The sequence below is a fragment of the Pseudomonas sp. MEJ086 genome (assembly GCF_030209025.1).
GTDB lineage: Bacteria > Pseudomonadota > Gammaproteobacteria > Pseudomonadales > Pseudomonadaceae > Aquipseudomonas > Aquipseudomonas fulva_A.
The window spans coordinates 13,122-40,112 of record NZ_JARVSV010000035.1; the positions used below are offsets into that span (position 1 = coordinate 13,122).

At 62.3% G+C, this 26,991-nt stretch carries 31 protein-coding genes; 18 read left to right on the plus strand and 13 right to left on the minus strand.

All coding sequences use genetic code 11. The features are described from left to right. The first annotated feature begins 13 nt into the window (after positions 1-13). Together QRN22_RS21245 and tldD are read left to right on the plus strand one after the other, a co-directional pair. Positions 14-868, plus strand: coding sequence for a carbon-nitrogen hydrolase family protein (locus QRN22_RS21245; protein WP_042554797.1), 855 nt, complete (start codon positions 14-16; stop codon positions 866-868). After that, on the plus strand, positions 865-2,307 hold the full coding sequence (gene tldD / locus QRN22_RS21250; RefSeq protein ID WP_042554798.1) for a metalloprotease TldD: 1,443 nt from the start codon (positions 865-867) through the stop codon (positions 2,305-2,307). The genes QRN22_RS21245 and tldD overlap by 4 nt, the downstream gene beginning before the upstream one ends. A gap of 74 nt (positions 2,308-2,381) precedes the next feature. On the opposite strand, the gene yjgA is transcribed toward tldD, so the two are convergent. After that, positions 2,382-2,900 (minus strand): ribosome biogenesis factor YjgA, encoded by a 519-nt coding sequence (gene yjgA / locus QRN22_RS21255; RefSeq protein WP_042554799.1) that lies wholly within the window; start codon positions 2,898-2,900, stop codon positions 2,382-2,384. 102 nt (positions 2,901-3,002) lie between these two features. Between yjgA and pmbA the strand changes: the two genes are divergently transcribed. From pmbA to QRN22_RS21285, 6 genes are all read left to right on the plus strand, one after another. After that, positions 3,003-4,349 (plus strand): metalloprotease PmbA, encoded by a 1,347-nt coding sequence (gene pmbA, locus QRN22_RS21260; protein ID WP_042554800.1) that lies wholly within the window; start codon positions 3,003-3,005, stop codon positions 4,347-4,349. Between the two features lie 306 nt (positions 4,350-4,655). After that, complete coding sequence (locus QRN22_RS21265) at positions 4,656-5,051, plus strand: FagA protein (RefSeq protein WP_231570190.1); 396 nt, start codon at positions 4,656-4,658, stop codon at positions 5,049-5,051. Beyond that, positions 5,044-6,420 (plus strand): class II fumarate hydratase, encoded by a 1,377-nt coding sequence (locus QRN22_RS21270; protein WP_042554802.1) that lies wholly within the window; start codon positions 5,044-5,046, stop codon positions 6,418-6,420. Before QRN22_RS21265 ends, QRN22_RS21270 begins: the two co-directional genes overlap by 8 nt. Before the next feature lie 65 nt (positions 6,421-6,485). Beyond that, positions 6,486-6,935: a DUF2753 family protein gene (locus tag QRN22_RS21275; RefSeq protein ID WP_042554803.1), complete on the plus strand. Its 450-nt coding sequence runs from the start codon at positions 6,486-6,488 to the stop codon at positions 6,933-6,935. Positions 6,936-6,948: 13 nt separating this feature from the next. Next, entirely contained in the window at positions 6,949-7,560 is a 612-nt protein-coding gene (locus QRN22_RS21280) for a superoxide dismutase (RefSeq protein ID WP_042554804.1), read from the plus strand. Positions 7,561-7,593: 33 nt separating this feature from the next. Then, positions 7,594-8,484 (plus strand): ZIP family metal transporter, encoded by an 891-nt coding sequence (locus tag QRN22_RS21285; RefSeq protein WP_042554805.1) that lies wholly within the window; start codon positions 7,594-7,596, stop codon positions 8,482-8,484. 6 nt (positions 8,485-8,490) lie between these two features. Here QRN22_RS21285 and QRN22_RS21290 read toward each other — a convergent pair whose 3' ends face one another. From QRN22_RS21290 to QRN22_RS21335, 10 genes are all read right to left on the minus strand, one after another. Continuing rightward, complete coding sequence (locus QRN22_RS21290; protein ID WP_042554806.1) at positions 8,491-8,763, minus strand: HPr family phosphocarrier protein; 273 nt, start codon at positions 8,761-8,763, stop codon at positions 8,491-8,493. A gap of 12 nt (positions 8,764-8,775) precedes the next feature. Further along, on the minus strand, positions 8,776-9,633 hold the full coding sequence (gene rapZ, locus QRN22_RS21295) for an RNase adapter RapZ (RefSeq protein WP_042554807.1): 858 nt from the start codon (positions 9,631-9,633) through the stop codon (positions 8,776-8,778). A gap of 19 nt (positions 9,634-9,652) precedes the next feature. After that, the gene (gene ptsN / locus QRN22_RS21300; RefSeq protein WP_042554808.1) at positions 9,653-10,117 is read right to left on the minus strand and encodes a PTS IIA-like nitrogen regulatory protein PtsN; all 465 of its coding nucleotides are present in this window, start codon (positions 10,115-10,117) and stop codon (positions 9,653-9,655) included. 15 nt (positions 10,118-10,132) lie between these two features. Next, complete coding sequence (gene hpf, locus QRN22_RS21305; RefSeq protein WP_042554809.1) at positions 10,133-10,441, minus strand: ribosome hibernation-promoting factor, HPF/YfiA family; 309 nt, start codon at positions 10,439-10,441, stop codon at positions 10,133-10,135. An 80-nt stretch (positions 10,442-10,521) separates the two neighbouring features. Next, positions 10,522-12,030 carry an RNA polymerase factor sigma-54 gene (locus QRN22_RS21310; RefSeq protein ID WP_042554810.1) on the minus strand — a complete coding sequence of 503 codons (1,509 nt, stop codon included), beginning with the start codon at positions 12,028-12,030 and terminating at the stop codon, positions 10,522-10,524. Between the two features lie 167 nt (positions 12,031-12,197). Continuing rightward, a complete protein-coding gene (lptB, locus tag QRN22_RS21315; RefSeq protein ID WP_042554811.1) occupies positions 12,198-12,923 on the minus strand; it encodes an LPS export ABC transporter ATP-binding protein in 726 nt (241 codons plus the stop codon). A gap of 2 nt (positions 12,924-12,925) precedes the next feature. Beyond that, positions 12,926-13,468, minus strand: coding sequence for a lipopolysaccharide transport periplasmic protein LptA (gene lptA / locus QRN22_RS21320; protein WP_042554812.1), 543 nt, complete (start codon positions 13,466-13,468; stop codon positions 12,926-12,928). Continuing rightward, on the minus strand, positions 13,455-14,024 hold the full coding sequence (gene lptC / locus QRN22_RS21325; protein ID WP_042554813.1) for an LPS export ABC transporter periplasmic protein LptC: 570 nt from the start codon (positions 14,022-14,024) through the stop codon (positions 13,455-13,457). Before lptC ends, lptA begins: the two co-directional genes overlap by 14 nt. Before the next feature lie 9 nt (positions 14,025-14,033). Continuing rightward, positions 14,034-14,555 carry a KdsC family phosphatase gene (locus tag QRN22_RS21330; protein ID WP_042554814.1) on the minus strand — a complete coding sequence of 174 codons (522 nt, stop codon included), beginning with the start codon at positions 14,553-14,555 and terminating at the stop codon, positions 14,034-14,036. Then, a complete protein-coding gene (locus QRN22_RS21335) occupies positions 14,555-15,529 on the minus strand; it encodes a KpsF/GutQ family sugar-phosphate isomerase (RefSeq protein WP_042554815.1) in 975 nt (324 codons plus the stop codon). The genes QRN22_RS21330 and QRN22_RS21335 overlap by 1 nt, the downstream gene beginning before the upstream one ends. A gap of 248 nt (positions 15,530-15,777) precedes the next feature. Here QRN22_RS21335 and QRN22_RS21340 point away from each other — a divergent pair, with 248 nt between their 5' ends. The 10 genes from QRN22_RS21340 to hisC all read left to right on the plus strand — a co-directional run bounded on the left by QRN22_RS21340 (position 15,778) and on the right by hisC (position 23,738). After that, the gene (locus QRN22_RS21340; RefSeq protein ID WP_042554816.1) at positions 15,778-16,587 is read left to right on the plus strand and encodes an ATP-binding cassette domain-containing protein; all 810 of its coding nucleotides are present in this window, start codon (positions 15,778-15,780) and stop codon (positions 16,585-16,587) included. Then, positions 16,587-17,384, plus strand: coding sequence for a lipid asymmetry maintenance ABC transporter permease subunit MlaE (gene mlaE / locus QRN22_RS21345; protein ID WP_042554817.1), 798 nt, complete (start codon positions 16,587-16,589; stop codon positions 17,382-17,384). The genes QRN22_RS21340 and mlaE overlap by 1 nt, the downstream gene beginning before the upstream one ends. Further along, positions 17,384-17,857 (plus strand): outer membrane lipid asymmetry maintenance protein MlaD, encoded by a 474-nt coding sequence (gene mlaD / locus QRN22_RS21350; protein ID WP_042554818.1) that lies wholly within the window; start codon positions 17,384-17,386, stop codon positions 17,855-17,857. Before mlaE ends, mlaD begins: the two co-directional genes overlap by 1 nt. A gap of 11 nt (positions 17,858-17,868) precedes the next feature. Continuing rightward, positions 17,869-18,501 carry an MlaC/ttg2D family ABC transporter substrate-binding protein gene (locus tag QRN22_RS21355; protein ID WP_042554982.1) on the plus strand — a complete coding sequence of 211 codons (633 nt, stop codon included), beginning with the start codon at positions 17,869-17,871 and terminating at the stop codon, positions 18,499-18,501. Continuing rightward, positions 18,498-18,806, plus strand: coding sequence for an STAS domain-containing protein (locus QRN22_RS21360; protein WP_042554819.1), 309 nt, complete (start codon positions 18,498-18,500; stop codon positions 18,804-18,806). The genes QRN22_RS21355 and QRN22_RS21360 overlap by 4 nt, the downstream gene beginning before the upstream one ends. Positions 18,807-19,048: 242 nt before the next feature. Further along, the gene (locus QRN22_RS21365) at positions 19,049-19,288 is read left to right on the plus strand and encodes a BolA family protein (RefSeq protein WP_027909990.1); all 240 of its coding nucleotides are present in this window, start codon (positions 19,049-19,051) and stop codon (positions 19,286-19,288) included. Positions 19,289-19,303: 15 nt separating this feature from the next. After that, positions 19,304-20,569, plus strand: coding sequence for a UDP-N-acetylglucosamine 1-carboxyvinyltransferase (murA, locus tag QRN22_RS21370; RefSeq protein WP_042554820.1), 1,266 nt, complete (start codon positions 19,304-19,306; stop codon positions 20,567-20,569). Positions 20,570-20,573: 4 nt separating this feature from the next. Beyond that, positions 20,574-21,209, plus strand: coding sequence for an ATP phosphoribosyltransferase (hisG, locus tag QRN22_RS21375; protein ID WP_042554821.1), 636 nt, complete (start codon positions 20,574-20,576; stop codon positions 21,207-21,209). 129 nt (positions 21,210-21,338) lie between these two features. After that, positions 21,339-22,649: a histidinol dehydrogenase gene (hisD, locus tag QRN22_RS21380; protein WP_042554822.1), complete on the plus strand. Its 1,311-nt coding sequence runs from the start codon at positions 21,339-21,341 to the stop codon at positions 22,647-22,649. Positions 22,650-22,685: 36 nt separating this feature from the next. Continuing rightward, positions 22,686-23,738 (plus strand): histidinol-phosphate transaminase, encoded by a 1,053-nt coding sequence (gene hisC, locus QRN22_RS21385; protein ID WP_042554823.1) that lies wholly within the window; start codon positions 22,686-22,688, stop codon positions 23,736-23,738. 221 nt (positions 23,739-23,959) lie between these two features. On the opposite strand, the gene QRN22_RS21390 is transcribed toward hisC, so the two are convergent. Together QRN22_RS21390 and QRN22_RS21395 are read right to left on the minus strand one after the other, a co-directional pair. Further along, positions 23,960-24,685 (minus strand): DUF4198 domain-containing protein, encoded by a 726-nt coding sequence (locus tag QRN22_RS21390; protein WP_042554824.1) that lies wholly within the window; start codon positions 24,683-24,685, stop codon positions 23,960-23,962. Positions 24,686-24,700: 15 nt separating this feature from the next. Then, entirely contained in the window at positions 24,701-26,779 is a 2,079-nt protein-coding gene (locus tag QRN22_RS21395) for a TonB-dependent siderophore receptor (RefSeq protein ID WP_082045833.1), read from the minus strand. Between the last annotated feature and the right edge of the window lie 212 nt (positions 26,780-26,991).

The following is a 26,991-nucleotide window of genomic DNA, read 5'->3' on the forward strand; positions in this document are numbered from 1 at the left end:
CCTGGAGGCCAGCATGTCTTTCGCCGTGATCCAGATGGTCAGCCAGGACGATATCGCCGCCAACCTGCTGCAGGCCCGTCGCCTGCTCGAAGAAGCGGCCTCCAGCGGCGCGCGCCTGGCGGTGCTGCCGGAAAACTTCTCGGCCCTCGGGCGGCGCGATGCCGCCGACCTGGGGCGTCTGGAAGCCAGCGGTCAGGGCCCTGTGCTGCCCTGGTTGAAACGCACGGCACGTGACCTCAACTTATGGATAGTGGCCGGCACCCTGCCGTTGCCGCCGGCCAGCCAGCCGAATGGCAAGCCAAGAGCCTGCTCGCTGCTGCTCGACGATCAGGGGCAAACCGTCGCCCGTTACGACAAGCTGCACCTGTTCGACGTGGATGTCAGCGACAGCCGTGGCAGCTATCGCGAGTCGGACGATTACGCCCACGGCGAGCAGCTGGTGGTCGCCGATACACCCGTTGGGCGTCTGGGTTTGACCGTATGCTATGACCTGCGCTTTCCTGAACTCTATGGGGCCCTGCGTGAAGCGGGTGCCGAGCTGATCAGTGCGCCGTCGGCGTTCACCCGGGTCACAGGTGCCGCCCACTGGGATGTACTGATCCGCGCACGTGCAATCGAAACCCAGTGCTACCTGCTGGCGGCAGCTCAGGGCGGCGTTCATCCTGGCGGTCGGGAAACCTATGGCCACGCGGCCATCATCGACCCCTGGGGACGCAAGCTGGCGGAACGGGCGGATGGCGAGGCTGCGTTGCTGGCCGAGCGCGATATCACCGAGCAGGCCGCTATCCGCGAGCGCATGCCGGTAGTGCGACACAAACGATTTTTCGCTGCGGCGCAGCCGCGGCAGCCTGATGTGGAGACGTTATGAGCGACATGTTGTTGACCGTCAGCGAGCAGATGCTGAGCCCTGGCGGGCTGACCCTGGAGCATTTGCCGGGGGTACTCGGCGAACTGGCCGGCCCTGGCATCGATGCCGCCGACCTGTACTTCCAGACCCAGGTGTCCGAAACCTGGGTGCTGGAAGATGGCATCGTCAAGGAGGGCAGTTTCAATCTCGATCAGGGCGTCGGCGTGCGCGCCCAGTCCGGCGAGAAGACCGGCTTTGCCTATAGCAATGCGATCACCCCCGATGCCTTGAGCCAGGCCGCCCGCGCGGCCCGTTCCATTGCCCGCGCCGGGCAACAGGGCCGCGTGCAGGCCTTTGCCGCGACCCAGGTAACGCCGTTGTACGCGCCGGAGAACCCGCTGGATGTCCTGGACCGCGCTCAGAAGGTGGAGCTGCTCAAGCGTGTCGATGTGGCTACCCGTACGCTGGACCCGCGTATCAAACAGGTGACGGTGAGCCTCGCCGGTGTCTGGGATCGCATTCTGGTCGCCGCTACCGACGGCAGCCTGGGCGCCGACATTCGCCCGTTGGTGCGTTTCAACGTCAGCGTGATCGTCGAGCAGAACGGTCGTCGCGAGCGTGGCGGGCATGGCGGCGGCGGGCGAACGGACTACAGTTATTTCCTCAATGAGGACCGTGCCATGGGCTACGCCCGTGAAGCGCTGCGTCAGGCGTTGGTCAACCTCGAAGCGGTTGCCGCTCCGGCTGGCACCTTGCCGGTGGTGATGGGCGCCGGCTGGTCCGGCGTACTGCTGCACGAGGCGGTCGGCCACGGTCTGGAGGGGGACTTCAACCGCAAGGGCAGCTCCAACTACAGCGGCAAGATCGGCCAGCAGGTGGCTTCCAAGCTGTGCACCATCGTCGATGACGGCACCCTGGCGCAGCGCCGCGGCTCATTGAGCATGGACGACGAAGGCACGCCTACCCAGTGCACCACGCTGATCGAGAACGGTGTGCTCAAGGGCTACATGCAGGACAAGCTCAATGCTCGACTGATGGGTGTGGCACGTACCGGCAACGGCCGTCGCGAGTCCTATGCGCACCTGCCGATGCCTCGCATGACCAATACCTACATGCTGGCCGGCGAGAGCGACCCCGAGGAGATCATCCGTTCGGTGAAGAAGGGCATCTATTGCGCCAACCTGGGCGGTGGTCAGGTCGACATCACCAGCGGCAAGTTCGTGTTCTCGACCAGCGAGGCGTACCTGATCGAGGACGGCAAGATTACCGCTCCGGTCAAGGGTGCGACCCTGATTGGCAACGGCCCGGAAGCCATGAGCAAGGTGTCCATGGTCGGCAACGACCTGGCGCTCGACAGTGGCGTCGGCACCTGTGGCAAGGACGGCCAGTCGGTACCGGTTGGCGTGGGCCAGCCGACGCTGAAGATCGATGCGATCACGGTCGGCGGAACCGGCGCGTGAAACCGCTACCGGCCTCGAGCCACGCTGCGCGATATCCAGCGCTCGTGGCTTGCGGCGTGTGGCCTGCTGCTGTCTTAACGCAGCCCGCGCTGGGTTTCGTCGAGATCGCGGATGTACTTGAAGATCTTGCGTGACGAGGCGGGAGCCTTTTCCTGAGCCGCTTCATGCTGGGCATGGCGGATCAGCGCACGCAGGTGTTGGCGGTCGGCTTCGGGGTACTCGACGACGAATTTTTCGAGCACTTCGTCGTTGCCGGCGATCAGACGATCACGCCAGCGTTCGAGGTTGTGGAAGCGCTCGTTGTACTGGCGCGTGGAGGCGTCCAGCTGATCGAGGAGCGTCAGGATCGCTTCGATGTCCTGATCGCGCATCAGCTTGCCGATGAACTGCATGTGGCGTTTTTTTGCCGCATTGGCGGTGTGCTTTGGCGATTCTTCCAGAGCACGGCGCAGGCCATCGGTAAGCGGTAGCTTGTTCTGCAGATCAGGCTTGAGGCCTGCCAGACGCTGGCCTAGCTCCTGTAACGCGTGGAACTCACGCTTGACCTGGGTTTTGCTCTTCTCGCCGGAGAAGTCGTCGAGGTAATCAGACATTTTGCGGTGATCCAATGGGAAACGCCGCCATGATAGCAGCAAGTTTCTTGCCGTATGCGCGACCAGAGTCGTTGCCGCTGCGGCTATCGTTCAGGAGTCGTTATGAGTGAAGTGGAAGTAGTCGGGCCGGGTGCACTACCGGGCCTTCAGGCGCAGGTCGAACAGATTCTCGCCGAGGCGAAGAAGCAGGGCGCAAGTGCCTGCGAAGTGGCGGTATCGGTGGAGCAGGGGCTGTCCACCAGCGTGCGCCAGCGTGAGGTGGAAACCGTCGAGTTCAATCGCGATCAGGGCTTCGGCATCACCCTTTACCTCGGCCAGCGCAAGGGCTCGGCCAGCACCTCGGCCACCGGCGAGGCAGCGATCCGCGAAACCGTGGCGGCGGCCCTGGCCATCGCCAGGCATGCATCCGAAGACGAGAGCGCCGGTCTTGCCGACGCTGCGCTGATGGCTCGCGATCTGCCGCAGCTGGATCTGTACCACGCCTGGGACATCACGCCGGAGCAAGCGATCGAGCGTGCGCTGGTCTGCGAAGCGGCGGCATTCGACGCCGATCCACGCATTCGCAATGCCGATGGCACCAGCCTGGGAACTCACCAGGGTTGCCGTGTATACGGCAACAGCCACGGCTTCATCGGCGGCTACGCCAGCACCCGGCATAGCCTCAGTTGCGTGATGATCGCCGAAAGCGACGGGCAGATGCAGCGCGACTACTGGTATGACGTGAACCGTCAGGGCGAGCTGCTCGCCGATGCCGCGAGCATCGGGCGTCGCGCCGCCCAGCGAGCGGTCAGCCGCCTCGGTGCCCGCCCGGTGCCAACCTGCGAAGTGCCCGTGCTGTTCTCCGCGGAACTGGCCACCGGCCTGTTCGGCAGCTTTCTCGGGGCGATCTCCGGCGGCGCACTGTATCGCAAGTCATCGTTCCTCGAAGGAACCCTGGGCGAGCAACTGTTTCCCTCCTGGCTGAACCTCGACGAGCGCCCGCACATTCCCCGTGCCATGGGCAGTGCGGCATTCGACGGCGATGGCCTGGCCACCTATGCGAAACCTTTCGTGGAGGGCGGCAGGCTGGTCTCCTACATTCTGGGCACCTACGCCGGGCGCAAACTGGGTATGCCCAGCACCGCCAACGCCGGAGGGGTACACAACCTGTTCGTCAGCCATGGCGATGAAGATCAGCAGGCGCTGATCAAGCGCATGGGCCGTGGGCTGCTGGTCACCGAGTTGATGGGCCACGGTCTGAACATGGTCACCGGCGACTACTCCCGCGGCGCGGGCGGCTACTGGGTGGAGAATGGCGAGATCCAGTTCGCCGTGCAGGAGGTGACCATTGCCGGCAACCTGCGTGACATGCTCAAGCAGATCGTCGCGGTCGGCAGCGATCTGGAGCTGCGCAGCAATATCCGTACGGGCTCGGTGCTTATCGAGAAGATGACCGTCGCGGGCAGTTGATTCGAGTGGGCGCTGCAGGCGCCCGATCGTCGAGGCGCTGACGTTTTCGTTGCCACCCCTGAAAACGTCAGCGGACTCTGGCTAGCCACGCAATGTGGTGGTGCCCGTCTTTTCACTCTGTTTCCCTAATACTGAACGCAGATGGCGGCGTATTGCCGGCCGTTCGGCCATTTTCTCTTTCTGCATCTTTGCCATTGGGCGCAGCCGCGGTGCTGCGCGACGAGACCAATGGCGCTTCACATCAATTCGGTATTGATTATTCTTTCTATATAGGAATTAATATTATTAGCTTTTAAAAGGTGAGCCATGAGATTTCGCTCGAGCAATACGCCCTGCCTGGATTGTTGGTACTGGCTGGGTTTTCGGATCCGTTGCGGGCTGCTTCCCGATGAACCAAGGCTGCTCGAGTTGCACTGGGCACAGGGGCGACAACTGGTCGAGCATGGCCGTCTGTGCCCCTGGCGGATGTCGCTGACCACCCTGAATCTGCTCATGGATACCGCCTGCGATACGGCGCTGCCCTGGCACTGGCGCAGTGTCTGCCTCGATCACGCCTACCGCTCCCTCTACGCGCTGCAGCACCTGGCGACCAATCGCGATCAGCAACACAGTCTGAATCGCGTTCGCAACCGTCTGGCCACCTTGCGCATGCAGCCCTCTCTTTCGATGTCCGAATTGGCAGAAGGAAATCCCTATGAGTAACACCCGGATAGAACGCGACAGCATGGGCGAACTGGCCGTCCCCGCCGAGGCCCTCTACGGTGCCCAGACCCAGCGTGCGGTCAACAATTTCCCGGTATCGGGGCTGGCCATGCCCAAGGCGTTCATTCGTGCGCTGGTACTGGCCAAGGCCGCCGCTGCCCGCGCCAACGTGGATCTGGAGCAGATCCTGCCTGCCCAGGGCGATGCCATCGTTTCAGCGTGCCAGCAACTGCTGGCCGAGGATTTCATGCGTCACTTCCCGGTGGATGTGTTCCAGACCGGTTCCGGCACCAGCTCCAACATGAATGCCAACGAAGTGATCGCCACCCTGGCCACGGGCATTCTCGGCGAGCCGGTGAACCCCAACGATCACGTCAACTGTGGTCAGAGCAGCAACGACATCATCCCCACCACCATCCATGTCAGTGCCGCCATCGAGGTCAGCGAGAATCTGCTGCCGGCGCTCGGTCACCTGCTCAAGGTGCTCTGCGAGAAGTCTCTCGAGGTGCAGCCCTTCGTGAAGACCGGTCGTACGCACCTGATGGATGCCATGCCGGTGCGCATGAGCCAGGTGCTCGATGGCTGGGCGCAGCAAATCCAGGGCAATATCCAGCTGCTCACCAGCCTGCTGCCCGCCCTCCAGGCCCTGGCCCAGGGTGGTACAGCGGTCGGTACCGGCATCAACGCGCATCCGCGATTTTCCGAACTATTCTGTCAGGAGCTCAATGCGCTGACAGGTCGGCAATTCACCCCCGGCACCAACTTCTTCGCGCTGATCGGCTCTCAGGACACAGCGGTGGCGCTGTCCGGGCAACTGAAGACCACGGCAGTGTCGTTGATGAAGATCGCCAACGATCTGCGCTGGATGAACTCCGGCCCACTGGCCGGCCTCAGTGAGATCGAACTCGAAGCGCTGCAGCCTGGTTCCTCGATCATGCCGGGCAAGGTCAATCCGGTGATCCCGGAAGCCACCGCCATGGTCGCGGCTCAGGTCATCGGCAATGACACCACCATCGCGGTGGCGGGGCAGTCCGGGAATTTCGAGCTGAACGTGATGTTGCCGGTGATCGCTCACAATCTGCTCGGCAGCATCGAGTTGCTGGCCAATGCCAGCCGCCTGCTGGCGGATCGTGCCATCGCCAGCTTCAAGGTCAACGAGCCGAAGCTCAAGGAAGCACTAGGCCGCAACCCGATTCTGGTAACGGCGCTGAACCCGCTGATCGGTTATCAGAAGGCGGCGGAAATCGCCAAGAAGGCGTATCGCGAAGGCCGGCCGATCATCGACGTGGCCGAGGAAATGACCGATCTGGGGCGTGCCGAACTGGAGCAGTTGCTCAACCCGGAACGCCTTACCGAAGGTGGTCTGTAATCGTTGAAACCGCCGCGCAGGTCATCTGGCCTGCGCATTTTCGTCTCAGGGCGAGGAGGCAATCCATGGAGCAGTGGAAGCGACTCATCCAGGCGGGTAACCGCTACTTCGCCGAGGGTTCCTGGGTCGAGGCGCGGGAACAGTATCTGCAAGCGCTGGCGCTTGCTCAAGTGCTGTTCGAGCGCTGGCGGGATGCCGATGCTGCGGTGGCGGCTTTCGTCGTTTCTCAGCACAACCTGGCCGATCTGCAACTGATGATCGGTCATCCGGAAGGCTCCGCGGAGCACCTCTGTGCCTGCCATGAACACCTGTTGCGCTGCATGGACAGTGAGCATCTGTCGCCGTCCTTGCGCCAGGCCGCACTCAATCACAGCGGCCGAACCTACACCAGTCTGTTGAACTTTGTCGCCGAGCACGGGGCCTACCCCCGTACGGATCGATTGTTGGGCGCCCATGCGCCTGGCGATGCTTCACCGGCAGAACGCCCAGCGTCTGTCGTTCGTCAGTACCATTAGAGGAGTGAAAACCATGCCGTATAGCCTGCCTGCTCTGCCTTACGCCTACGATGCCCTGGAGCCGCACATCGATGCGCAAACCATGGAAATCCATCACAGCAAGCACCACCAGACCTACGTCAACAACCTCAACGCTGCCCTGGAAGGCAACTCGCTCGGCGAGCTGCCGGTCGAAGAGCTGCTGACTCGCCTCAAGGACGTGCCGGAAGACAAGCGCGCTGCGGTGATCAACAACGGTGGTGGACATGCCAACCACTCGCTGTTCTGGACCGTGATGAGCACCAGCGGTGGTGGCGAGCCTCAAGGCGAACTGAAAACTGCCATCGACAGCCAGCTGGGTGGTCTGGAGGCTTTCAAGGAAGCCTTCACCAAAGCCGCACTGACCCGCTTCGGCAGTGGCTGGGCCTGGCTCAGCGTGACGCCGCAGAAGAAACTGGTGGTCGAGAGCACCGGTAACCAGGACAGCCCGCTGATGAACGGCAACACGCCGATCCTCGGTCTGGACGTGTGGGAGCATGCCTACTACCTGCGTTATCAGAACCGTCGTCCCGAATACATCGGTGCGTTCTACAACGTCATCGATTGGGCCGAAGTCGCACGCCGCTATCAGGCCGCTCTGGCCTGATCGCATGCCCATGAGCCCACATCGAGTGTGCCTATGAGCCCGCTGCACGAGTTGATTGCGGCCAATGGCCGTTCCTTTCGCTATGCACTGGGCCTGATGCTGCTCGTTGGCGGCGGGACCATTCTCGCCCTCAAGGTCTGGAGTGGTTTGCAGAGCCGGCTTTCGCCGGCTCTGTGGTATGCCTGGCAAGGTGGCATGCTGTGCGCTCTTGGCACGGCTCTGGGCGCCTTGCCGGTCATTTTCATGCGCAGCATTTCGGCACGTTCGTACACGGCCATGCTGGGTTTGGGCGGGGGCATGATGCTCGCTGCCAGTCTTTTCTCACTACTGCCGCCGGCTTTTCAGCTGGCTGACGAGCAGGGCCTGACCAGCAGTCAGGGCTCATTGCTGGTCGCCGCGGCAGTGGTACTGGGTGCTGGCGCCTTATGGGGGCTGGGCCACGGGTTGTCCCGTACATCGCGAGCGCGGGTAAATCAGGGCGTCGGGTCGAGCGTCTGGCTGTTCGTCATCGCCATCGTGTTGCACAACGTGCCGGAGGGCATGGCGGTCGGCGTGGCGGCTGCAGCCAATCTGGCGAATGCCGACGGTTTGACGCTGGGGATTGCGTTGCAGGACGTGCCCGAGGGGCTGATCATTGCCTTGGTGCTGGCCGGGGCGGGCATGTCGCGCTACAAGGCGGTCTTCTGCGGTGCGGCGTCCGGGTTGGTAGAGCCGCTGTTCGCCGTGCTTTCGGCCTGGCTGGCCGGTGCGTCGTTGCAGCTGCTGCCCTGGGGGCTGGCGATGGCCGCGGGAGCGATGCTCTTCGTGGTGCTGCGCGAGATCATTCCCAAGCTGTATCGGCGCGCTGACGTGCCGCCAGCCTCGCTGGGGTTCGCATCGGGGTTCGTGCTGATGCTGGTTCTGGGCAATGCCCTGAGCGTCTGAGAGCGGTTACTCGCCTTCGTCGAAGTAGTTGTTGATCAAGTCGATCAGCGCCTGCAGGGCTTCCTCTTCCCGTTCGCCCTCGGTCGCCAGATGCACGGTGGTGCCCTTGCCGGCGGCGAGCATCATCACCGCCATGATGCTCTTGCCGTCCACCAGGCTGTCGACGCTGCGCCCGATTTTCACCTGGCAGGGAAAGCGCCCTGCGACTCCGACGAACTTGGCGGCGGCACGCGCATGCAGGCCGAGTTTGTTGATGATGGTGATTTCACGGGCGGGCATCGCGGCAATTCCTTAACTGAGGTCGCGGTGGCGGATCTGAACGTTCTTCAGCAGCGGTTTGAGGGCGTGGCCCAGGCGGTTGGCGAGATACACCGAACGATGATGGCCACCGGTGCAGCCGATCGCAACGGTGACGTAGGAGCGATTGCTGGCAGCGAAGCGCGGCAGCCATTTGTGCAGGTAGGCGAAGATGTCCTGGTACATGTCCTGGACGTCCTCCTGGGCTGCGAGGTATTCCTCCACCGGCTGTTCGAGGCCCGTGAAGTCACGCAGCTCGGGCTTCCAGTAGGGGTTGGGCAGGCAGCGCACGTCGAACACCAGGTCCGCATCCACTGGCATCCCCCGTTTGAAACCGAAGGACTCGATCAGGTAGGCGGTGCCCGGCTCCGGCTGGTTGAGCAGGCGCAGCTTGAGGGTGTCGCGCAGTTGGTAGAGATTCAGGTGAGTGGTGTCGATCTTGAGGTCGGCACGGTCGATGATCGGGCTCAGCAGCTTGGTCTCGTCGACCATGGCCTCGGCCAGCGAGCGCTGGTCGTTGGTCAGCGGATGACGCCTGCGCGTCTCCGAAAAGCGCTTGAGCAGCGTTTCTTCGCTGGCATCCAGGTACAGGACATCGCAGCGGATATTGCGGCCGCGCACTTCGTCGAGCAGTTCGGAGAAACGCTTGAGCTGGCTGGGCAGGTTGCGTGCGTCTATCGACACCGCGACTTGCGGGTGCAACAGCTCGGTGTGCAGCAACGCCCGTTCGGCCAGCTCGGGAAGCAGGCCGGCAGGCAGATTGTCGATGCAATAGAAGCCGTTGTCCTCGAGCACGTCGAGAGCGGTGCTCTTGCCCGAGCCGGAACGGCCGCTGACGATGATCAGGCGCATGGGCTCATCCTGTGTAGGGCTATTGGCCGTTCTGCACGTTCACTACGGTCTGGTACAGCGATTGACTGTCCTGAGCCTGGCGCAGTCGCTCGCGAACGTCCTCGCGGTCGAACATGCTGGCGATCTGGCGCAGCAGTTCCAGGTGCTCATCGGTCGCTGCTTCGGGAACCAGCAGCACGAACAGCAAATCGACAGGGGCGCCATCGATTGCGTCGAAATCCACCGCGGCGTCGAGTTTCAGCAGCGCACTGATCGGTGAGCTGCATCCGGGCAAGCGGCAATGAGGAATGGCGATGCCATTTCCGAAACCGGTCGAGCCGAGTTTCTCCCGGGCGATCAGGCTTTCATAGATGGTCTGGCCATCGAGATCGGGCAGGTCGCGCGCGATCACGGCAGCTATCTGTTCGAGTACACGCTTTTTACTGCCGCCCGGCACGTTCACGAGGGAACGGCCGGGGGTCAGGATATTTTCAAGTCGGATCATAGGAGAAGGACGAGGTCAGCGGGCCATTGCGCCCTGCTGGCGGTCGAGCTGTTTTTCCTTGTGCTTGATGAGTTGGCGGTCAAGTTTGTCGGTCAGTAGATCGATGGCGGCGTACATGTCTTCATGCTCGGCATTGGCCACCACTTCGCCTCCGGCGATGTGCAAGGTGGCTTCGACTTTCTGCTTGAGCTTCTCGACCTCCAGGATGACCTGCACATTGGTGATCTTGTCGAAGTGCCGCTCGAGACGTCCGAGCTTTTCCTCGATGTAGCTGCGTAGTGCGTCTGTCACATCCAGCTGGTGCCCACTGATGTTGACTTGCATACCGCTTCTCCTTGTTGCCGTGTGTGAGTGGCAGGCTATACACCTGCCGCAGGAACACTGGGGCTCTACTACAAGGCCGCTCACATCAGTCGTTTGCGTTCGCTCGAAGGCGCTATACCGAGCGATTCACGGTACTTGGCGACTGTGCGGCGCGCCACTTGAATGCCCTGTGCTTCCAGTAAACCAGCGATCTTGCTATCGCTCAATGGCTTTTTCGCATTTTCCGCGGCGACCAGTTTCTTGATGATCGCGCGGATCGCGGTGGACGAACATTCGCCGCCTTCGGAGGTGCTGACGTGGCTGGAGAAGAAGTATTTCAGCTCGTAAATGCCACGCGGTGTATGCATGTACTTCTGGGTGGTGACGCGTGAGATGGTCGACTCGTGCATGCCCACCGCTTCGGCGATGTCGTGCAGTACCAACGGCTTCATGGCTTCGTCGCCGTAGTCGAGGAAGCCGCGCTGGTGTTCGACGATCTGCGTCGCGACCTTCATCAGGGTTTCGTTGCGGCTCTGCAGGCTCTTGATGAACCAGCGTGCTTCCTGCAACTGATTGCGCATGAAGGTGTTGTCGGCGCTGGAGTCGGCGCGCTTCACGAAACCTGCGTACTGCGCGTTGACGCGCAGGCGCGGCATGGCCTCCTGATTGAGTTCCACCAGCCAGCGATCGTTGTGCTTGCGCACGATCACGTCAGGCACCACGTACTCGGGCTCGCTCGATTCGATCTGCGAACCGGGGCGCGGGTTTAGGCTCTGAATCAGCTCGATGACCGGGCGCAGCTCGTCTTCCTTGAGCTTCATGCGGCGCATCAGCTGGCTGTAGTCGCGGCTGCCGAGCAGGTCGAGGTAGTCACTGGTGAGGCGCTGGGCCTCGCTCAGCCAGGGGGTATTGGCCGGCAGTTGGCGCAGTTGCAGAAGCAGGCACTCGCGCAGGTCGCGGGCGGCGATGCCGGAAGGCTCGAACTGCTGGATGCGGTGCAGCACGGCTTCGACTTCATCGAGCTCGACATCGAGTTCGGGGTCGAAGGCGTCGGTGATTTCTTCGAGGGTTTCCTCGAGGTAGCCCTGACCATTGATGCAGTCGATCAGCGTCACTGCGATGAGGCGGTCCTTGTCGGACATCGGCGCCAGGTTGAGTTGCCAGAGCATGTGACTCTGCAGGCTCTCGCCGGCAGAGGTGCGAGTGGTGAAGTCCCACTCGTCGTCGTCATTGCTTGGCAGGCTGCTGGCGCTGGTCTGATAGACGTCTTCCCAGGCCGTGTCGACCGGCAGTTCGCTGGGGATCCGCTCGCCCCATTCGCCTTCTTCCAGATTGTCGACGGTCTGGGTGTTTTCCTGGAAAGTTGGTTCCTGAAATTTCTCTTCCTGAGCGGCCGCCGTGGGTGCGCTTTCCGCGCCGTCGGCCATGGGGTCCGAATTGTCGAAGTCGTCGCCTTCTTCCTGACGCTCGAGCATCGGGTTCGACTCCAGTGCCTCCTGGATCTCCTGTTGCAGATCCAGCGTGGACAGTTGGAGCAGGCGAATGGCTTGTTGCAGCTGCGGTGTCATCGTCAGCTGCTGGCCCATTTTCAGGACTAGCGATGGTTTCATTGCAGACCTTATCTGGCGTCTGTGCGCGATCCACGACAGGGCGCCAAAGCGCCACTAGGAAGCAAATTATATGCCTGAATCCGAGTGCTTTGCCTAGAGCCCGTTACCATTTCATTACGACCCTGTCGTGGGTAGCGGGCGCTGGGCGTTCATCGGCGGGAAATTCGTTACAGGCGGAATTCGTGGCCCAGATAGACTTCCTTGACCACCTGGTTGGCCAGGATCGCAGCGGAATCGCCTTCGGCGATCAGTTGACCATCGCTGACGATGTAGGCGGTTTCGCAGATATCCAGAGTTTCGCGCACGTTGTGGTCGGTGATCAGCACGCCAATGCCTTTGGCCTTGAGGTGGTGAATGATTTGCTTGATGTCACCGACCGAGATCGGGTCGACGCCGGCGAAGGGCTCATCGAGAAGGATGAATTTCGGCGAGGTGGCGAGGGCGCGGGCGATTTCGACGCGGCGGCGTTCGCCACCCGAGAGGCTCATGCCCAGGTTGTCGCGGATGTGCGTGATGTGGAATTCCTGCAGCAGGCTTTCCAGCTCCTGCAGACGCTGCGCACGGTTGAGGTCCTTGCGCGTTTCCAGGATCGCCATGATGTTGTCGGAGACGCTCAGCTTGCGAAAGATCGAGGCTTCCTGAGGCAGGTAGCCGATACCGGCGCGAGCACGGCCATGCATGGGTTGGTGGCTGACGTCGAGATCGTCGATCAGCACGCGGCCCTGATCGGCCTGAACCAGGCCGACGATCATGTAGAAGCAGGTGGTCTTGCCGGCGCCGTTGGGGCCGAGCAGGCCGACGATCTGCCCGCTTTCGATGCTCAGGCTGACGTCGCGAACGACCTGGCGACCCTTGTAGCTTTTTGCCAGATGCTGGGCTTTCAGTGTTGCCATCGTTATTGGCCCTGCTCGGCGGCGGGTTTCTTCTGCGGCTGAATCACCATGTCGATGCGCGGGCGCGGGGTCGACACGTTGGTGCCCGTGGCGCGACCAGCATTGACGATCTGACGCTGGGTGTCATAGACGATCTTCTCGCCTTCGAAGGTGTTGCCTTCCTGAACCACCTTGGCCTGGTCGATCAGCACGATGCGTTCATTGGCCGCGAAGTATTGGATGGTCAGGCCGTAGGCCTTGACGATCTGCTTGTCGGCAGACGGCTTCTGCTCGTAGTAGGCCGGTTTGCCCACCGAGGTGAACACGTCGATATCGCCCTGTGCATTCTGGGTGATGGTGACGGTGTCGCCAGTGATTTTCAGGGTGCCCTGAGTGATGACGACATCGCCGCGGTACACCGCCACGCCTTGCTTGTCGTCCAGCTCAGCACTGTCGGCCTGCACGCGGATCGGTTGATCGCGGTCGCTCGGCAGAGCCCAGGCGCTTGCGCTTCCGAGCGTGGCGCCGAGGCTGAGAAGTAGGGGGAGGGTTTTAACGAACCTCATGCTGGCCTCTTACGTTGGACTGCAGGAGCATCCTGCCGTCATTCAAGTACGCTTTCATTCCTTGTGCCGTGGTCACCCCGTTGGCCGCGTCGATTCTAACGGCTTGCTGGGTCTGCGCATATTCCTTCTGTGGGAATACGGTCAGGCGGCTGGTGGTGAGTATAGTGGGGCGGCCTTTTTCGTCCGTGCGCTCCACGCGCACCTGATCGATCAATTCGACCTCTTCGCCATCCGGGCCTACCTCGCCACGGGCGCTGCGCACCTTCCAGGGAAGTTCGGTGCCGCGGAACAGATTCATGCGCGGCTCGGTCAGCAGGGTGACGTCGGTGCTCTGCACGTGCTCCAGGCGGTCGCTGGTCATGTCGCTCTGCACCTTGCCGTCGGGCAGGTATTGCACGCTGCGGGCATTCACGGCGTAGAAGTCGATCGGATTGTCCGGCCCGCTCTGCTGTGGCGCGCTGGAGAAACTGTCTGGATTGATGTTCCAGTACCCGGCGGCCACCAGCAGCAGTGCACCGAAGGTCAGCAGGACGGGAGTGATGAATTTGCGCAGCATCGGCAGGCCCTAGAGGTAGGCGGACTGGGCGGCTTCGAGAGTGCCCTGGCCGCGCATGATCAGTTCGCAGAATTCGCGGGCCGCACCTTCGCCGCCGCGCGCTTCGGTGACGCCGTGGGCATGCTCGCGCACGAAGCCGTTGGCGCTGGCTACCGCCATGCCCAGGCCGACGCGGCGAATCACCGGCAGGTCCGGCAGGTCATCGCCCAGGTAGGCCACCTGTTCGTAGCTCAGGCCCAGTTCGGCGAGCAGCTCGTCGAGCACGTCGAGTTTGTCTTCACGGCCCTGATACAAGTGCTGGATGCCCAGGTTCTGAGCGCGGCGCTCGACCACCGGGGTCTTGCGACCGCTGATGATTGCGGTGCGCACGCCGGAATTGATCAGCATCTTGATGCCCTGGCCGTCCAGGGTATTGAAAGTCTTGAACTCGCTGCCATCGACCAGGAAGTACAGCTTGCCGTCGGTAAGCACGCCGTCGACGTCGAAGATCGCCAGTTTGATTGCGCGAGCGCGCTGTAGCAGGTCGTTCATCACATGACCCCCGCGCGCAACAGGTCACCAAGGTTGAAGGCGCCTACCGGGTAACCACTGGTGTCGATCACCACCAGTGCGCTGATCTTGTTGTCTTCCATTATCTTCAGGGCCTCGGCAGCGAGCATATCGGCACGAGCGGTCTTGCCGTGCGGGGTCATGACGTCGTCGATGCGCGCATCACGTACATCGATGCCTTTGTCCAGGGCGCGGCGCAGGTCACCGTCGGTGAAGATCCCGGCCAGACGACCGTCGTTTTCAAGGACCGCGGTCATGCCCAGGCCTTTCTGGGTCATTTCCAGCAATGCATCACGCAGGCTGGTGCCGCGTTTGACCTGCGGCAGGCTCTCGCCCGCGTGCATGACGTTCTCGACCTTGAGCAGCAGGCGGCGACCCAGGGCACCGCCCGGATGGGAGAAGGCGAAGTCTTCGGCGGTGAAGCCGCGGGCCTCCAGCAGCGCGATGGCCAGGGCGTCGCCAAGTACCAGCGAGGCGGTGGTGGAAGAGGTCGGCGCCAGGTTGAGTGGGCAGGCTTCCTTGGCTACGCGGGTGTCGAGGTTGACTTCGGCAGCCTTGGACAGCGGCGACTCCGGGTTGCCGGTCATGCTGATCAGGGTAATGCCGAGGCGCTTGATCAGCGGCAGCAGTGTGACGATTTCGGCCGTGGAGCCCGAGTTGGACAGCGCGAGCACGACGTCGTCACGGGTGATCATGCCCATGTCGCCGTGGCTGGCTTCGGCAGGGTGCACGAAAAATGCGGTGGTACCGGTGCTGGCCAGGGTGGCGGCGATCTTGTTGCCGATATGCCCTGATTTGCCCATGCCGACCACGACCACGCGGCCCTTGCTGGCGAGAATCAGCTCGCATGCCTTGACGAAATCGGCGTCGATACGAGGCAGCAGCTCTTGCACCGCCTCGATCTCGAGGCGGATGGTGCGCTGTGCGGAATCAATCAGGTCGCGGGTCTGGTTCATGCTCTGCTTGGGCTGCTGTACGAAAAAGACAGGGATTATAGCGGGAAAGACTACAGGACTCATCATTCATGGCGCTGCGCAAAAGTGGCAAAGCTGTCACAAGCCTGAACGTCGGTCTTGCTCGGCTTTGGCGGCCATTGGCGCGAATGCTATAGTCCGCTGCCATTTTTGGCCCGCATGGCCGATCGCCGTGCCCTTATTCCGATGCTGGGCGTCTGATTAGGAAGGCAGTACGCAATGGAGTTCCGATGAGCGCCGAAAATCAGTACGCGGTCGAGTTGAAAAACGTCAGTTTTCAACGCGGCGAGCGGCACATCTTCAAGAACGTCGACATATGCATACCGCGGGGCAAGGTCACCGGGATCATGGGCCCCTCCGGGTGCGGCAAGACCACCTTGTTGCGGCTGATAGCCGCCGAGCTGCGCCCGAGCGCGGGTCAGATACACGTCAACGGCCTGAATCTGCCCGACCTGTCGCGCAGCGAGCTGTTCGACATGCGCAAGCAGATGGGCGTGCTGTTTCAGAGTGGCGCGTTGTTCACCGACCTCGACGTGTTCGAGAACGTGGCGTTCCCGTTGCGGGTGCATACCCAGCTCCCCGAAGAAATGATTCGTGACATTGTCCTGATGAAACTGCAGGCAGTCGGCTTGCGTGGTGCCATCGAATTGATGCCCGATGAGCTGTCCGGCGGTATGAAGCGGCGCGTCGCGCTGGCCCGGGCGATTGCCCTGGATCCGCAGATTCTGATGTACGACGAGCCGTTCGTCGGCCAGGACCCGATCGCCATGGGCGTGCTGGTGCGCCTGATCCGTCTGCTCAACGATGCCCTGGGTATCACCAGCATCGTGGTCTCCCACGATCTGGCGGAAACCGCGAGCATCGCCGACTACATCTATGTGGTCGGTGACAGTCAGGTGCTGGGGCAGGGAACGCCTGCCGAGTTGCGCGACTCCGAGAATCCACGGGTGCGCCAATTCATGCAGGGCACGCCAGACGGGCCGGTCCCGTTTCATTTTCAAGCGCCGAGCTACCACGACGATTTACTGGGGGGGCGCTGATGCGCAGGACATCTACACTCGAACGCGTACGCCTGTTCGGGCGTGCGGGTATCGACGTGGTCGCCTCGCTGGGGCGTTCGACGATCTTTCTGCTGCGCGCGCTGTTCGGTCGCGGTACGTCGGGCAACTCGCTGCAACTGCTGATCAAGCAGCTGTATTCGGTGGGCGTGCTGTCGCTCGCGATCATCGTGGTTTCCGGCCTGTTCATCGGCATGGTGCTTTCTCTGCAGGGGTTCAGCATTCTCGCCAAGTACGGGTCCGAGCAGGCGGTCGGGCAGATGGTCGCCCTGACTCTGCTGCGTGAGCTGGGGCCGGTGGTCACTGCGTTGCTGTTCGCCGGTCGAGCCGGTTCCGCGCTGACCGCCGAGATCGGCAACATGAAATCCACCGAGCAGCTATCGAGCCTGGCGATGATTGGTGTCGACCCGCTCAAGCACATCGTCGCACCGCGACTGTGGGCGGGCTTCATCTCCATGCCGCTGCTGACCATGATTTTCAGCGTGGTCGGTATCTGGGGCGGGGCGATGGTCGCCGTCGACTGGCTGGGCGTCTACGAAGGCTCGTTCTGGGCCAATATGCAAAACAGTGTTTCGTTCCGCGAAGACGTGCTCAACGGGATAATCAAAAGCCTGGTCTTCGCCTTCGTCGTTACCTGGATCGCGGTGTTCCAGGGCTACGACTGCGAGCCCACCTCCGAAGGTATCAGCCGCGCCACCACCCGTACGGTGGTGTATGCCTCGCTGGCCGTATTGGGGCTGGATTTCATTCTGACCGCTTTGATGTTTGGAGATTTCTGATGCAAAACCGCACGATGGAAATCGGTGTCGGCCTGTTTCTCCTGGCCGGCCTGCTGGCCCTGCTGCTGCTGGCTCTGCGTGTCAGCGGCCTGGCGCCTGGCAACGCCGTCGACACCTACAAGGTCTACGCGCACTTCGACAACATTGCCGGCCTCACCATGCGCGCCAAGGTGACCATGGCGGGGGTGAGCATCGGTCGGGTGACGGCGATCGATCTGGATCGTGACAGCTACACCGGGCGCGTAACGATGGAACTAGACGGCAGTGTCGACAATCTTCCGGTGGACTCCACCGCGTCGATCCTGACTGCAGGGCTGCTCGGTGAAAAGTACGTGGGGATCAGCGTCGGTGGCGATGAAGAGCTGCTGGCCGACGGCGGAACCATCCATGACACCCAGTCTTCTCTGGTGCTCGAAGACCTGATTGGCAAATTCCTGCTCAATTCGGTCAATAGGGATCAGGACAGCCAATGAGGTACCCGATGATGATCAAGACCGTGCGCAACAGCCTTGTCGCTCTGCTGGCCGCACTGCCCTTGCTGGCAGTGGCCGCGCCTGCCGCCCATGAAGTGGTGCAGCAGACCACCGAGACCCTGCTGGCCGATCTCAAGGCCAACAAGGAGCAGTACCGCAGCAATCCCGACGCGTTCTACAACTCGCTCAACGAGATCCTGGGGCCGGTGGTCGATGTCGATGGCGTCGCCCGCAGCGTGATGACGGTGCGCTACTCGCGTGAGGCCACACCCGAGCAGATGACCCGTTTCCAGGAGAGCTTCAAGCGCAGCCTGATGCAGTTCTATGGCAACGCGCTGCTCGAGTACAACAACCAGGACATCCGTGTGCTGCCTGCTTCCGGCAAGCAGGACCCGCAGCGCACCTCGGTCAACATGGAGATTCGCGACGGCAAGGGCACGGTCTATCCGCTGTCGTACACCATGGTCGCCATGGACGGGACCTGGAAGCTGCGTAATGTGGTGATCAACGGCATCAACGTCGGCAAGCTGTTCCGTGACCAGTTCGCCCAGTCGATGCAGAACAACCGCAACGATCTGGACAAGGTCATCGACAGCTGGGCCGATACCGTCGCCCGCGCACGCCAGGCCCGGGGGGCATCGTGAGTTCAGCGGCTATCTTCGAGCAGGCGCCAGGCGTTCTGGCGCTTTCCGGCATCCTCGATTATCAGAGTGGTCCGGCCCTGCGCGAGCAGGGTGGCCGGCTGATCCAGGCCACCCAGGCGCCCGCCTGCGTGATCGACTGCGCGGCGGTTGAGAAGTCCAGCAGCGTCGGGCTTTCCCTGCTGCTCTGCTACACCCGCGATGCCCGAGCTGCCGGCAAGACACTGAGCATTCGCGGTCTGCCCAGGGACATGGCCGGGATCGCCAAGGTGTGCGAGCTTCAGCACGTACTGCCCCTGGAGGCCTGAAGGCACTCTGCGAGCGGCGGCGATGAGCTTCTCGCGGTGGCGTTCGATACCGGGAATTTCTCGTCAGATTTTTTGGTATGATGCTCGCCCCATGTCTACAGGCTCGTGCCGAACGCGGCTGGTGGATCGTGAAGCCAGCATCGTTGCTTCCCGACCTTTCCCGCACTTGCAGCACAGACGCTTGTACACAGATGTCGCCATGCGACGTTCACGCTTATTGAATACGTTGATCGAGGTTGAGCATGCAGGCCCTTGAGGTAAAAAGTTTCTTGGAGACCAAACTGCCGGACGTTCAGGTAGAGGTCGACGGCGAAGGCTGCAACTTCCAACTCAACCTGATCAGCGACGAGCTGGCCGGCCTCAGCCCGGTCAAGCGTCAGCAGCAAATCTACGCTCACCTCAATCCCTGGATCGCCGATGGCAGCATCCACGCCGTGAGCATGAAATTCTTCAGCCGTGCCGATTGGGCCGCGCGTTCCTGAGACGACGAGTTAGCTATGGATAAATTAAGCATTACTGGCGGCGTGCGTCTCGACGGTGAGATCCGCATTTCCGGTGCAAAGAACTCCGCACTGCCGATCCTGGCTGCGACCCTGCTCGGCAGCGCGCCGGTGACCATCTGCAACCTGCCGCACCTGCATGACATCACCACGATGATCGAGCTGTTCGGACGCATGGGTATCGAGCCGATCATCGACGAGAAACTCAGCGTCGAAGTCGATGCGCGCACCATGAAGACCCTGGTCGCGCCCTACGAGCTGGTGAAGACCATGCGCGCTTCGATTCTGGTACTCGGCCCCATGGTCGCCCGTTTCGGTGAGGCCGAAGTGGCGCTGCCTGGCGGTTGCGCCATTGGCTCGCGTCCGGTCGACCTGCACATCCGTGGTCTGGAAGCGATGGGCGCGATCATCGATGTCGAAGGCGGTTACATCAAGGCCAAGGCGCCTGAAGGCGGCCTGCGTGGCGCGCACTTCTTCTTCGATATGGTCAGTGTGACCGGCACCGAGAACATTCTGATGGCCGCCACCCTGGCCAAAGGGCGCACGGTGCTGGAAAACGCCGCTCGCGAACCGGAAGTGGTCGATCTGGCCAACTGCCTGATCGCCATGGGCGCGAAGATTCAAGGTGCCGGTACCGACACCATCACCATCGACGGCGTTGAAAGCCTGCATGGCGCGCGCTTCAACGTGATGCCCGACCGTATCGAAACCGGTACCTACCTGGTGGCCGCTGCCGCCACCGGTGGCCGCGTCAAGGTCAAGGATGCCGACCCGAGCACCCTGGAGGCCGTGCTGGCCAAGCTGCAGGAAGCCGGCGCCGAAATCACTACCGGGCCCGACTGGATCGAGCTGGACATGAAGGGCAAGCGACCGAAGGCCGTGAGCCTGCGTACCGCTCCCTATCCGGCGTTCCCGACCGACATGCAGGCGCAGTTCATTGCCCTCAATGCCATTGCCGAGGGCTCTGGCACGGTGATCGAGACGATTTTCGAAAACCGCTTCATGCACGTGTACGAAATGAGCCGCATGGGCGCGCAGATCCAGGTCGAAGGCAACACGGCCATCGTCACCGGTACCGCGCAGCTCAAGGGTGCTCCCGTAATGGCCACCGACCTGCGCGCTTCGGCGAGCCTGGTCATCGCCGCGCTGGTCGCCCAGGGCGACACGGTGATCGATCGCATCTACCACATCGACCGTGGCTACGAATGCATCGAAGAGAAACTGCAATTGCTGGGGGCGAAGATTCGCCGCGTGCCGGGCTGACCACATGCTGACCATTGCCCTGTCGAAAGGCCGTATTCTCGATGACACCCTGCCGCTGCTCGCGGCGGCAGGCATCGTGCCGACCGAGAATCCGGACAAGAGCCGCAAGCTGATCATCCCGACCACCCAGGACGACGTACGTCTGCTGATCGTCCGTGCCACTGACGTGCCGACCTACGTCGAGCATGGTGCTGCCGACCTCGGTGTCGCTGGCAAGGACGTGTTGCTCGAGTACGGTGGCCAGGGGCTCTACGAGCCACTGGACCTGCGTATCGCTCGTTGCAAGCTGATGACCGCCGGTGCCGTGGGTGCGGCCGAACCCAAGGGCCGCCTGCGCGTGGCCACCAAGTTCGTCAACGTCGCCAAGCGCTACTATGCCGAGCAAGGCCGGCAGGTCGACATCATCAAACTGTACGGTTCCATGGAACTGGCGCCGCTGGTTGGCCTGGCCGACAAGATCATCGATGTGGTCGACACCGGTAACACCCTGCGTGCCAACGGTCTGGAAGCTCAGGAACTGATCGCCCACATCAGCTCGCGTCTGATCGTCAACAAGGCCTCCATGAAAATGCAGCATGGCCGCATCCAGGCCCTGATCGACACGCTGCGTGAAGCGGTCGAGACGCATCATCCGCATTGATCCTCTCCCGCGCGGCCTTCGGGCTGCGCAGTGCCTATCCGTGTCATAGCCAAATTCTCAGGTGCCCGCACGGTGGGCTTGCTACTCTAGCGGCGCCTGAGAACACGCCATCCAGATGAGGCTTTCGCTATGACCGCTCCAGTTGCCATTCGCCGACTCAACGCTGCCGACCCGGATTTCGCTCATCATCTGGATCATCTGCTGAGCTGGGAAAGCGTCTCGGACGACGGCGTCAATCAGCGCGTGCTGGATATCATCAAGGCCGTGCGTGAGCGTGGCGATGCTGCGCTGGTCGAGTTCACCCAGCGTTTCGATGCCCTTGAAGTCGCCTCCATGGCTGACCTGATTCTGCCGCGCGAGCGTCTGGAACTGGCGCTGACGCGCATTACCGCGGAGCAGCGCCAGGCGTTGGAAATCGCCGCCGAGCGGGTACGCAGCTACCACGAAAAGCAGAAGCAGGATTCCTGGACCTACACCGAAGCCGACGGCACGGTGCTGGGCCAGAAGGTCACGCCGCTGGATCGTGCAGGGCTGTACGTGCCGGGCGGCAAGGCATCCTACCCGTCGTCGGTACTGATGAATGCCATTCCGGCCAAGGTCGCCGGAGTACCCGAGGTCGTGATGGTGGTGCCAACGCCCCGTGGCGAGATCAACGAAATCGTTCTGGCTGCCGCGGCGATTGCCGGGGTCGACCGGGTCTTCACCATCGGGGGGGCACAGGCTGTCGCAGCGCTGGCCTATGGCACCGAGAGCGTACCGCCGGTGGACAAGATCGTCGGCCCGGGCAACATCTATGTGGCCACTGCCAAACGTCATGTATTCGGCAAGGTCGGTATCGACATGATCGCCGGGCCGTCGGAAATCCTCGTCGTGTGCGACGGCCAGACCGACCCGGACTGGATCGCCATGGACCTGTTCTCCCAGGCCGAGCACGACGAAGACGCGCAGTCGATTCTGGTCAGCCCGGATGCGGCGTTCCTCGACAAGGTTGCCGAGAGCATCGCCCGCCTGCTGCCGAGCCTGGAGCGGGAGGCGATTGCGCGAACTTCAATCGAAGGTCGCGGCGCGCTGATCCTGGTCGCGGACATGGGCCAGGCCATCGAGGTGGCCAACCGTATCGCGCCAGAACACCTGGAACTCTCGGTCGAGAACCCGGAGCAGTATCTGCCAGAGATTCGCCATGCTGGCGCCATCTTCATGGGCCGTTACACCGCCGAAGCACTGGGCGATTACTGTGCGGGGCCGAACCACGTATTGCCTACATCGGGCACTGCGCGTTTCTCGTCGCCGCTGGGGGTCTACGACTTCCAGAAGCGTTCGTCGATCATCCACTGTTCGGCCGAAGGTGCGTCCGAGCTCGGCAAGGTGGCCTCGGTGCTGGCCCGTGGCGAGTCGCTGACCGCCCATGCCCGCAGTGCCGAGTACCGCATCAAGAACTGACCCAACGACCCAACCGAATTCGAGGAGAGCGGGCAGATGAGCAAATTCTGGAGCCCCTTCGTCAAAGACCTGGTGCCATACGTACCGGGTGAGCAGCCCAAGCTGAGCAAGCTGGTCAAGCTCAACACCAATGAAAACCCCTACGGCCCGTCGCCCAGGGCCATCGCCGCCATGGGCGAGGCGCTCAACGACGACCTGCGTCTGTACCCCGACCCCAATGGTGATCGCCTGAAGCAGGCAGTCGCCCAGTTCTACGGCGTAAAGGCCGCTCAGGTATTCGTCGGCAACGGTTCTGACGAAGTGCTGGCCCATGCCTTCCACGGCCTGTTCCAGCACGGCAAACCGTTGCTGTTCCCCGATATCAGCTACAGCTTCTACCCGGTCTACTGCGGCCTGTATGGCATTCAGGCCGAACCGTTGGCGCTGGACGAGCAGTTCCAGATCCGCGTCGAGGATTATGCGCGGCCCAACGGCGGCATCATTTTCCCCAACCCCAACGCCCCCACTGGCTGCCTGCTGGCCCTGGAAGCCATCGAGCGGTTGCTGCAGGCCAACCCGGATACCGTGGTGCTGGTGGATGAAGCCTATATCGACTTCGGCGGCGTCTCGGCCATCGGCCTGGTCGACAAGTACCCGAACCTGCTGGTCACCCAGACCCTGTCCAAGTCACGTTCCCTGGCGGGCCTGCGGGTTGGCCTGGCGGTCGGGCACGTGGACCTGATCGAGGCGCTGGAACGGATCAAGAACAGCTTCAACTCCTACCCGCTGGACCGTATTGCCATCGCCGGTGCTGCGGCTGCGTTCGAGGACCGCGCCTACTTCGAGCAGACTTGTGCCGCGGTGATCGACAGCCGCGAAAAGGTCACCGCTGGTTTGCAGGCACTGGGGTTCGAGGTGCTGCCTTCGGCTGCCAACTTCATCTTCGCCCGTCATCCGCAACGTGATGCTGCCGGTATCGCGGCTGCACTGCGTGAGCAGGGCGTGATCGTGCGCCACTTCAAGCAGGCGCGCATCGCCCAGTTCCTGCGTATCAGCATCGGTTCGCCGGAGCAGAACCAGGCGCTGCTGGAGGCCCTGGCGGCGCTCTGAGGTTTGCGGGCAGCATGAAAAAGCCAGGGCAGATGCCCTGGCTTTTTCGTTTTAGTGTCGGCGCCGGCTTGGTCTCGAGCGGCAGTACGCACCACCGGTGTTGCCATCGCCATTCGCCGCGAGGTCGCGGCTCCTGCAGCTGCGTAGGAGCGTCGCCCACGGCGCGAATCGGGCGATGGAACCTCAGGCTCGATGCCGCTGACCGGCTCGAGCGTCGACCATCAGTGATGATGCCCCTGGCCGATGAACGTCAGCGAGGTGAAGTAGCCACGGCTGTCGATATCGGCGTCACCTTTCACCGGCTGGCTGGCCTCGGCGGCGATGATGTTCAGGCCTTCGTTGCGAATCACCACATGCGCTTCGCCCTTGGCATTGGTGGTGGCGCTGACCTGATCCGGTGCACTGCGATAGTCGCCGATCAGCTTGATGTCGGCAGCTGGCTTGCCGTCGACCAGCACACGGACCGGCAGTGGCTTGCCGACACCGACTTCGATGGGGTCGGCCAACGGCACGATCACCATGCGCAGGTCTTTGAGGTCAGGCAGGCGGGCACCTTCCTGATAGATGGCCAAGCTGTATTTGTAGGTATGCAGTGCTTCCACGGCGTTCGGGACGTGGCTGCGGCCCTGGTTGATCCATTTGCCATCCGCGGTCTTCGACCAGGCACCATTATCCAGCGCCACGGCCAGCGACGCTGGTGCGCTCAGCGGCTTCAGGCGGGCGTGGTCGGCGAGGCGCTCGATGGTCACCGGAATGCTCTTGCCGGCGCCATTGAAGGCCCAGGCGCGGCTGACCTTGTCGGCCTTGAACGCGTCGTCTTCGGCACCGTGGCCGTAGACCACTTCGATATTGCCGCGACGTTGCTCCGTCCACAGGCCGTGGGCGCCGGCTTGGCCGGCGACGACCAGAAGTGCCAGTAGAGCGGCGGTTTTGCTTGAGATGCGCATGATGCGTCCTTTCGATCAGAGGTTGAGAGTCAGGCTGACGCTGACATTGCGAGGTTCGCCCGGAACTACCCAGGCGCTGTTGAACGAGCGCTCGTAGTATTTGCGGTCCAGCAGGTTGTTGAGGTTCAGGCCCACGGTGACTTCTTCGCTGGCCTTGTAGTGGGCCAGCAGATCGACCGTGCTGTAAGAGGGCAGGGTGAAGTTGCTACCCGCCTGGCCGGAGCGCTCGCCGACGTAGTTGAGGGCTGCGCCGATGTCGGAGCCGCGCAGGGCTCCATTCTGGAACTCGTACACACTCATCAGGCTGGCGCTGTTGCGAGCGATGCCGAGCAGGTCGCTACCTTTCGGCAAGGCCGCGTCGCCTTTGGTTACCTCCGCATCGATGTAGGCGTAGGCACCGATGACCCGTACGGCATCGCTCAACTGGCCGCTGAACTGCATGTCGAGACCCTGGCTGCGTGCTTCGCCGGCGGCAACGCTTTCGCCCAGAGCATCGGTGGTGATGACGTTTTCCTTGTCGATCTGGAACAGCGCGATGGTCGCGCCGAGGCGTCCGTCGAGCAGGTCGAGTTTCACCCCGGTCTCGTAGCCCAGGCCCTTTTCCGGTTTGTAGACCTGGCCCTGTGTGCCAATGCTGTTGGGTTTGAACGAGGTCGAGGCATTGGCGAATACGCCGACCTGCGGAGTCAGTTGATAAAGCAGGCCGAGGCGCGGTGTAGCGACGTCCTTTTCCTGGCTGTTGCTGACGCGCGTCGCACGGTTCAGTGAGGTCTGTTCAACATGCTCCAGGCGTACTCCGACCAGACCACGCAGGCGCTCGGTAAAGGCGATCTGATCCTGAAGGTTCAGGGCGTAGCTTTCGGTGCGCTCGTGGAAGTCGTTGGCACGGGTCAGCGCTGGCTTGGCCTGGCCGTACACCGGGTTGTAGATATCCAGGCCGTAGCTCAGCAGGGTCGCGCTCTGTGGATACTTCTGACTGTTGCGGTAGTTCTCGTACTCCAGGCCAATCAGCGTCTGGTGCTGCCAGCCGGCGAACTCGAAATCACCATGCAGTTCGGCCTGGGTGATGTTGTCGTTCCACTCGAAGTCACGCTGGCGATAGAAGCGGCTGATAGTGGTGCCCACCAGTGTCTGAGGTTCCGAGCTGTTTCCCTGCAGTGTGCCCTGGGTGTAGTGGTTGGCCAGGCGCAGCTTCCAGGTGTCGTTGAGGTAGTTCTCGAGGGCCAGATCCAGGGTCTGGTTGTCATTGCGAATTTCGCCATCGTTGGGCTCACCGACGTAGGTCGAGCGTTTGACCGAGCCCAACTGACCGTTCACGGCCGGGATGCCGCGGTCGAACACGGATTCGGTGCGCGAAAACTCGGCATCCAGCATCAGCCGGGTGTCCGGGGAGATCTGCCAGCTCAGTGACGGGCTGATGATGCGTCGCTCGCTGGTGACGTGATCGCGGAAGCTGCCGTTGTCCTCGATGGCCATGTTGACCCGGGAAAGCAGGCTGCCGTCTTCGGTAAGCGGAGTGTTAACGTCCAGGCTGCTGCGGTAGCGGTCCCAGCTGCCGGCACTCAGCGAGAGGGTGGTGAATGCTTCTTCTTGCGGACGTTTGGTGACGATGTTGACCAGGCCGCCAGGGTCGCCGCGGCCATAGAGACTGGCAGCGGGGCCCTTGAGAACCTCGATTCGTTCGATGTTGGAGGTGTCCGGCGAGCTGTAGCTGCCGCGGTTGATCGCAAAGCCGTTCTTGTATAGCTCGCCTGTGGTGAAGCCCCGTACGCTGTAGTTGAGGAAGGTCAGCCCGCCGAAGTTGTTCTGCCGCGAAACGCCCCCGGCGAAGTCCAGCGCGCGGTCGATACGCGTGGTATTGAGATCCTTGAGCACCTGAGCCGGTACCACCTGAATGCTCTGTGGGGTATCGCGGATGTCGGTGTCGGTGCGGGTAGCCGTTGCCGATCGTGTGGCGCGGTAGCCCTGTACCGGGCCGTCGGCGGACTCCTGGCGATGTTCGGCGTTGATCACGCTCTCATCCAATAGCAGCGTGTCGGCGTTTTCGGCGTACGTGGGGATGCTCAGCAGGCTGAACGGTAGGCTGGTTAGCAGGGCGAGGGAGCGACGCAAGATGCAGGTCCTTGGCAGGTTAAAAACGTAATAACATTACATTTTAATGCTGTCAGGTTGCAACTACAGGTTGCGATATCGCTAGCTGTGTCTTATTCGGGGAGTTGCGCTGTACCGGTCTTCAGGCCGAAGCCAAGCGGTAGATGTGGCAGGTCAGGGAGGGCTGGGCGAGCGGCCTTTCACGTTCAGCGTTC